Origin of the sequence: Streptomyces sp. NPDC058157, from assembly GCF_042884105.1 — a bacterium.
GTDB lineage: Bacteria > Actinomycetota > Actinomycetes > Streptomycetales > Streptomycetaceae > Streptomyces.
On record NZ_JBHVUQ010000290.1, the window covers coordinates 1 to 7,132 of the forward strand.

5 protein-coding genes are annotated in these 7,132 nt (G+C 68.0%); 3 read left to right on the forward strand and 2 right to left on the reverse strand.

What is annotated here, in order from left to right; genetic code table 11:
* The first annotated feature begins 100 nt into the window (after window positions 1–100).
* Entirely contained in the window at window positions 101–790 is a 690-nt protein-coding gene (locus tag ACFVXK_RS35870; protein ID WP_389620694.1) for a peptidylprolyl isomerase, read from the forward strand.
* 289 nt (window positions 791–1,079) lie between these two features.
* Here the strand turns inward: ACFVXK_RS35870 and ACFVXK_RS35875 are convergent, their stop codons facing one another.
* The gene (locus ACFVXK_RS35875; RefSeq protein ID WP_389620697.1) at window positions 1,080–2,234 is read right to left on the reverse strand and encodes an ATP-binding protein; all 1,155 of its coding nucleotides are present in this window, start codon (window positions 2,232–2,234) and stop codon (window positions 1,080–1,082) included.
* Between the two features lie 829 nt (window positions 2,235–3,063).
* Here ACFVXK_RS35875 and ACFVXK_RS35880 point away from each other — a divergent pair.
* A complete protein-coding gene (locus tag ACFVXK_RS35880; RefSeq protein ID WP_389620700.1) occupies window positions 3,064–3,381 on the forward strand; it encodes a hypothetical protein in 318 nt (105 codons plus the stop codon).
* Between the two features lie 329 nt (window positions 3,382–3,710).
* Here the strand turns inward: ACFVXK_RS35880 and ACFVXK_RS35885 are convergent, their stop codons facing one another.
* Complete coding sequence (locus ACFVXK_RS35885) at window positions 3,711–4,505, reverse strand: hypothetical protein (RefSeq protein WP_389620703.1); 795 nt, start codon at window positions 4,503–4,505, stop codon at window positions 3,711–3,713.
* Window positions 4,506–5,969: 1,464 nt separating this feature from the next.
* Here ACFVXK_RS35885 and ACFVXK_RS35890 point away from each other — a divergent pair.
* A complete protein-coding gene (locus ACFVXK_RS35890; RefSeq protein ID WP_389620706.1) occupies window positions 5,970–6,854 on the forward strand; it encodes a hypothetical protein in 885 nt (294 codons plus the stop codon).
* Window positions 6,855–7,132 lie beyond the last annotated feature (278 nt).

Genomic DNA, 7,132 nt, shown 5'->3' on the forward strand with positions numbered 1-7,132 from the left:
CCGCTACGAACGCAAGGCCGAACACTTCCTTGCCTTCACGAGCATCGCCTGCACCCTCATCTGCTACCGCAGACTCGCCAAATGAGATGACGTCTTAGTCGTGTCCGCGGCGAGTGTCGCCACCGCTTCGGACGGCGCTCCGCCGCGCACCACGCACGGCCCCTGCCAGTACACACAGACCCCGGACGAACCGCCGGCGCGCTCGGTTCCCCTGCCGCCGGACCCGCGGCGCACCCCCAACCGCGGCACGGTCGACATGACGGTTCCGACCAGCCAGGGCCCGCTCCCGCTGCGCCTGGACCGGGCCAAGGCGCCGTGCACGGTCCAGAGTTTCCTGCACCTGGCACGGCACGGGTTCTACGACCGCACGGTGTGCCACCGTCTGACGGCGTATCCGACGCTGAAGGTCCTGCAGTGCGGCGACCCGACCGGCACCGGCGAGGGCGGCCCCGGGTACAAGTACAAGGACGAGCTGCCGGTGGACCTGCCACCCGCACCCACCGACCCGACCGGCACGCGCCGCCTGTACGGACGCGGCCTGCTGGCCATGGCCAACGCCGGCCCCAACACGAACGGCTCCCAGTTCTTCGTCGTCTACGGCGACTCCGCCCTGCGACCGAACTACACGGTGTTCGGCACGGTCGGCCCCGACGGCCTGACGACACTGGACAAAGTAGCCGCCGCAGGCATCGAGCCGACCACGGAGAACCCGGCACCGGTCGACGGCACACCCGCACTGCGCACCGAGCTGCTCCGCGTCCGGCCGTCCTGCCAACACTGCACATCGTGACATGACCACGTCCATCGATCCGCGTACCCGGCGCCCGTAGCCGCGACCGGGTGCGGAAGCGCAAGGCACCGGATCCCCCAACACCTGCTGCTTTGGTGTCAGTGCAAGCTGGCAGCGACGGGCGGTCAACCAGATGCATCCGCGCCGGGTAGCGTGACCGGGAGGTGCGCCCGCCACCGACACGGAAGCGGTGCTTCGCACCCAAGGCGGGCGCGGCATCGGGCCGGCGCCGGAGTTGCCGGCGGCAGAGCGCGCTACCCGGCCGACGCCGCCGGGTGCCGCTCCGTCGTCACCACCTTCCGCTTTCCCCAGAGGCGTCGAGCATGTGGCGGATGACGGACCCGGCTTCGTTCGGATTGCGCTCCAGCCACTCGGTGAGGTGCTCGCGGACGACCTCCTGAACGTAGGTGTCGGCTTCGGGGTTGCCGAGCCTGCCCCTGGTGGCGCCCTCGAACCGAGGACGGGCGAGATTTACGGAGACGACCGCAGTCAGGCCCTTGTGGACGTCCCCGGCTGTGATGTCCGCGTCGTCCGCGCCCAGTTGCCCCCGCCTGCGCGCCCAGTCGTTGACGACTTCCATGAGTGCGGTACGGAAGCCTTCTTCGTGGGCGCCGCCCTCGCGAGTGCGGGCGTTGTTCGCATAGGAGCGCACCTCTCCTGGAGACCAGGTGTTCCACTGCATGGCGACCTCCACGAGGATCGTCTTGTCCTCGTTCTCCGAGCCGAAACCGATGGCGGGGGAGTGCACGAGGCTCGCGGGGTAGGGGTTGAGCCGGGCGACGAGGGCCCGAAGGCCATCAGCGTGGTGGTAGCGGACCGCCCGCTCCGGCCGCTCGTCGGTGAGCGAGATCGCCAGGCCCCCGTTGAGGAAGGCCAGCTCCCGCAAGCGCTCCGACAGCGCGGCGAACGAGAACCAGGTGGTCTCGAAAATGCCGGCGTCAGGCAGAAACGTGATCGAGGTGCCGCATTCACCCGACTCCTCCCTCCTCGTCAAGGGAGTGACCGCGGCGCCCCTCTCGTACTCCTGGGTCCAGCGGTGGCCGTCTCGACGGACCTCGACCATGAGACGGTCCGACAGCGCGTTGACCACGCACAGCCCCAGGCCACTGAGGCCGCCCGAAACCCAGTAGCCGGTGTGACGCTTGGAGCCGAAGGAAAGCTCCGTCAGCACGCGTTCGACGCCCGGCTTGCCACCCGGCTCCTCCACCGCGACAGGCAGACCACGCCCGTTGTCCGCGACGCGCACGCCGCCGTCTGCGGTGATCGTGACGTCGATGACGTCTGCGTGGCCGGCCAGGTGCTCGTCGACGGCGCACGAGACGACCTCGTACACCATCTGGTGCAGTCCGCGTTCGCCGGTCGATCCGATGTACATGCCGGGGCGCCTGCGTATCGCCTCGTGACCTTCGAATACCTGGATGTGGCGGGCGGTGTACTCGGTCATGCAGCGTCCTCCTCAGGCCGTCCTGAGCATGTCTGTGAGCGTGCTTCCGCTCCGTCGCCGGTACAGCTCAATCCTAGGGATCTGGACTAAAAAACGCAGGTCAGACCCTATACGGCGCAGTCCCAGGCGGCCATTCAGACGGCTCCGCCGAGACCATCCTCCCGAAGGACCGCTGCCTGGACCGGACCAGCGCGAAGGTCCCGCCAGAGCCGCGGGAAAGGCACTCTCGGCCCGACTCGAGGTGCCTTTCCTCCGCAATTTCCGCCGGCGCGCGACTGGATACCCCGCCCAGTCGATGCCGAGCTTCCACACTGCCGTCGCTCTGCTCATGGCTGAGCTTCCCGCGCAGGGATTTGGCGCTGGTGATCCCTACACGGACACCGGTTCCGCTTCTTCATCGACCACGACTCCCGCTGTGGGCGCAGGCGATGCCTTCAGCCCCCTCCCGCGCCCACTGCACTCCGAGTCCGGCGAACTGGGCGTCGCTGGTCCCTCATGACGCATCGCGAGGCGTTCTAGGAGATCCGCCCCCGGCGAGGCCGCCAGGGCCGGCTTGTCTCTGTGACTGCTGCGCACGGTGTCACATTTCGCAGGACCGCCTGGTCTGAGTGGGTGTACTGACGGACGCGCGGCCCCGGCACCCGGGACCGCGCCCCTCGTGGAGGTGGCACTCGTGAAGGACCCGAGGACGGACCTGACGGCAAGAGGCGGCACGCGGACCCGCGGATGGCTCCGCGCCGGGCAGGCCTTTCTGGCTGCGGCTCAGTTCGGCGTCGGCTGCTGGGCGCTGCTGTTCCCACACTCGTTCTTCGCCGTTCCCTGGGTCGGCATGGGAATGCCGTACAACGTCCACCTGATGACGGACTACGGCGCGATGAGCCTGGCCACCTCCGTGGCCCTCGGAGCCGGAGCTCTCACGATGGAACGGACGGTGATCCGCACCGGCCTCGTGGTGTACCTGGTCTTCGCCGTACCTCACCTCGTGATCCACATCAGGCTGATGCACCACCTGGCTCCGGGAGGGCGCGCACCGCTCCTGGCTGCCTTGACGGTGGCGGTCCTGATCCCGGCGGTGCTCCTGGGGCTCACCCGCCCGCCTCGGCAGGGTGCCGCCGGGCCCGCTCAGCCCGCCTGCTCGCGCACGTAGACCTCGGTGGGGACCCCGGCTGTCGACAGCATGGCTGTCGCTGTTCAGCGAAACCGAGCAGTCGCCATGTTCCTGACCCGGGGGTTGTCTAGTTCGTTGGAACGGGGTGCAGGCTTCTTGGCTGACTGGAGCTACGCAGAGCTTGGGGCGCGCGAGCGTTTGACCTGTGGAGTCTCCATCCCCGGGCATGGTTGCGCAGGTTCGTCGAGTACTGCGCAGTTTCACTGATTGGCGACAGTAGAGCGACCGCAATCGGTGCTGGTAGCCGGCGCACCAGGGGACCGGAACAGCTCTTGACGGGCGCGGCCGTCGGATGTGTCTGTGCGGGGTCAGCAGGCGATGGTGGCCCAGGAGTGGCCGGGGAAGGTTCGCGACCCTGCTTGGCCGCTGGCCAGCACGTCGAGTTCGGCACCGGTGGTCGGATTGAGAATCACGAACGACAGCGTGGTCTTGCCGTCAGTGTCGAAGACGCCGGACGCTCCCGAGGTGTACGTCTTCTGACCGACGATCCAGTAGTCGGCCCAGACCGACCGGCCGGCGTACGGCGAGGGCCCGTAGGACGGACCGTGAGCGACGTTCACCGTCACGATGTCCTCGCGGATGTAGCCGTGCCTGCCGCCGAAGCCGATGTCGACGGTCTCGCAGCGCTGGGAGACGCCGGTCACGGTCACGTAGTTGTTCCACGTCGAGGCGTCGACGTAGGTGGGGTTGTCCCAGGTGCAGGGCGCCAGCGGAGCGCTCACGAAGTTGCTGTAGTAGACGCCGTGCACCCACACCTGGTAGGTGACGGTCAGAGTCGAGCCCGGCGGCGGGTTGGGCACCGAGAAGTTGAACGTGGCGTTCTTCCTGGCGGTGTCGAATGTGCCGTTGGCGGTCCCGGTCCTGGTGCTGCCGCTGATGGTGTAGGAGGCGGTGATGGTGGAGTCGGTCGGGGGGTATCCGACAGTCTCGAGGTTGAGGGTGATCCGGTCGACGGGTATCACGGTCGTCATGGGACCGCTGCCACTGTTCTGCATGGCGCAGTGCTGGTCCAGGTTGGGCGCGAACGGTCCGCCCGGGTCGGCGGTGGCGGGTGACGCCCCGGCGGCGGTCAGGCAGATCAGGGTGACGAAAGCGGTGGCCACCGCTCTCCAGGTTTTCCAGATTCCTCGGGTCTTTCGGGCCATCGCGGGTGCCCCCCAGGTCGTTGGTGCTGGACGGTCCTCTCCACTTGCGGCGACAGAGACGCCCGTACGGCACCGATGGTTCCTGGCCGGATCCACGGTAGAGATCAGCCACTCTGACGATTCCTGAACGATTGCTTCCAAGACCGGATCTGAAAGCTAATCAGGTGACTTGCGCGCCTGGGCAGCCGTTCACCGATTGCCAGCCGGGGCCCGCGTGCGGGCCTTGGGCCTGCTCCCGAAGGGAGCCCCTCCGGAGCGAAGCACAGGCGGTCTGTGAATGGGTGGGCAGGCGGCACCGAGTGTGTGTCAGCCGAGGCTGACGGGCTGTCCCTGCTTGCGCCGTGCAGTAGTGGTGATCATGGCTGTCACGAGGTGACCAAGCTGATGCCATGAGGCGCGCCGATCGCGAGGACGGCTGGCTGCCATGGGCGTACCCGTTCACACCGATTGGTCAAGTGCCGACCTTGTGATGTGCGTATGACTCGCCTGTGGCGACGACCTGTCCGGCGTTGTAGCGGGTGGCGGGTCTCGGGTTCTTCGAGCCGGGTGGGCGGCTGGTGCCCGGTCTGGTGGGTTTCGGTGCACTGGCCGGCGTGCAGGTCTTCGCGCGTGGGTTCCTGAGCCCCCGAGGGTGGGGCTCTCAGCCTAGACAGGTAGCCGGTCACCCGCACGCTGTTGTCGTACGTCGGCGTGGGCATGAAGGTGAGGGCGCCCATGAGGTTCTCGGCCGATCCCCTGTCGTTCGGGGTGAGGGTGACGAAGGCGAAGTCCAGGTCGGACAGGTAGCGATTCTGCCCTGGCTGCGCACCACACTGCCGGTGCAGTACGTCGAATTGCCGCCGACCGGTTTGCCCGCGAAGAAGAACGTTCCGACCATCGGAAGGCCGTCGAAGCGGACCCCGGTGGGGATGCCCGGAGGTGCGGCGGCCATGGTTTGCGCTCCGGCAAAAGCAGCAGGAGACTCTGCACCCCGTCCGGCGTCGACGGGCTTTGCCTCCGCCATCCGCTCGGCGGTCCAGTACTCGGTCTCCGTGGAGAGGGCTGCGGACGTCGAGGGGGAAGTGGACGAGCCTGTGGGGGAGGCGGCCGGCGGCGGTGGTGTGACCGCAGGAGCCGGGGGCAGGGGAGGGGGGCGCGGTGGGGGTGTCGTTGCTGCTCTGGGTGCGGAAGGGGCGGGAGAGGGCGATACGGAGGCCGGCGCGGAAGCGGATGGGCTTGGAGCGCTTGCGGCTATGTCGGTGGGGCCGGCGAGTAAGACGGCGCCGACGCCGAGCGCGACGGGAACTAGCCATCTGGTCAAAGGACTGCTTGAGCGGGATGGATGCTGACGCAGCGACAGGAGTCGTCATGGTGCGTCAGTTCGACGAAGACGCAGGCTGTGCAGCGACCTGATCATCGTCAATGGAAGAGAAATGGGTTCAAATGGGCATTGAATCGGTGTGGATAAGTGTCGCCGCAGCGCTGACACTGCTCCTCTCAGCAGGGGCGGTAGGCGCGTTGGCAGGTACTCCCGCAGAACCGCCGCGGCCTCTGGCCGGCGGCGCGGAGTTGGTCGTTCGGCTCGGCGAACGAGTCAGCGTCACGACCGAGGCCCTGGTCTCCGGGGATGCGTTCAGCGGCGTACGGGTTACTTCTCCGGCCTTCGCCACCGACGGTACGTTGCGCATGAACGACAACCTCCTCGTGGCGGTGGCAACGGTCTCCTGCGCCGCAGGACCGGGATCCTACGAGGTGCGGTTCGGCTCACCACCCGGCGATGGGAATGCTTCCAAGGTCGACCGTCTGTGGGGCAGCGTACGAGTGGCGCCCGCCGATGCAGCGGAGCGGGCGGAGTGCGAGCGGCAGGTGGCTCAGCGGCAGCCTGAATCCCAGGAAGAGAGGTACCCCGCGGGCACGCAGTGGCCGGCATCGCCGTGGGACGTGCGCACTGTCCAGGCCGGAGGGCAACTGAAGGCCGAGGACGGCCTGGAGATGGGGAGCGACGGAATGGTCGAGCTGTCGTCGCCGGGGTTCATGCAGCCGGTGGTGATGCGCGGAGACAAGAAGGTGACCGCAACGGTCCGGATCCGGTGCGATGCGCAGCCCGGCCTCTACGTCGTGTACTGGAACGAGGAAGGCAAGCCGGCGAAGATCTGGGCCCGCTACCGGGTGACCGCAGCCGCCCCGGGCTGCCAGGACCCCGCAGCGACGTCCCGGGTCGGCGCGGGCAGGAAGACGGCTCCCTGGCTGTTCGGCGCCGCCGCTCTGGCCGCAGTGGGAGCGGTCGGCTACGCCCTTTTCCGCAGCCGCCGGAAGGCGCCTCGCTGATCTCTATGGTCTTGCGCCGCCGGTGAAGGCTCCGCTTGAGCAGCTCCAGCGCAGGAGTGTCTGAGCGTTGGGCACGGACCGATCCCGCGGACATCGCCTTCGCCGACCGTCACGCGGCGCATGGCAACTTCCGTAACTGGGCCCGGCTAACAGCCCGCTCTCGAACGGACAGGCCGTGACCACCCTGACCGGGAAGTGCTTTGCTGGGCCTTCAGCAAGTTGGGCGGCTGACACCCCCGCAGTCCCGCGATCGCGATAGCAGGGTGATCGGTGAAGTA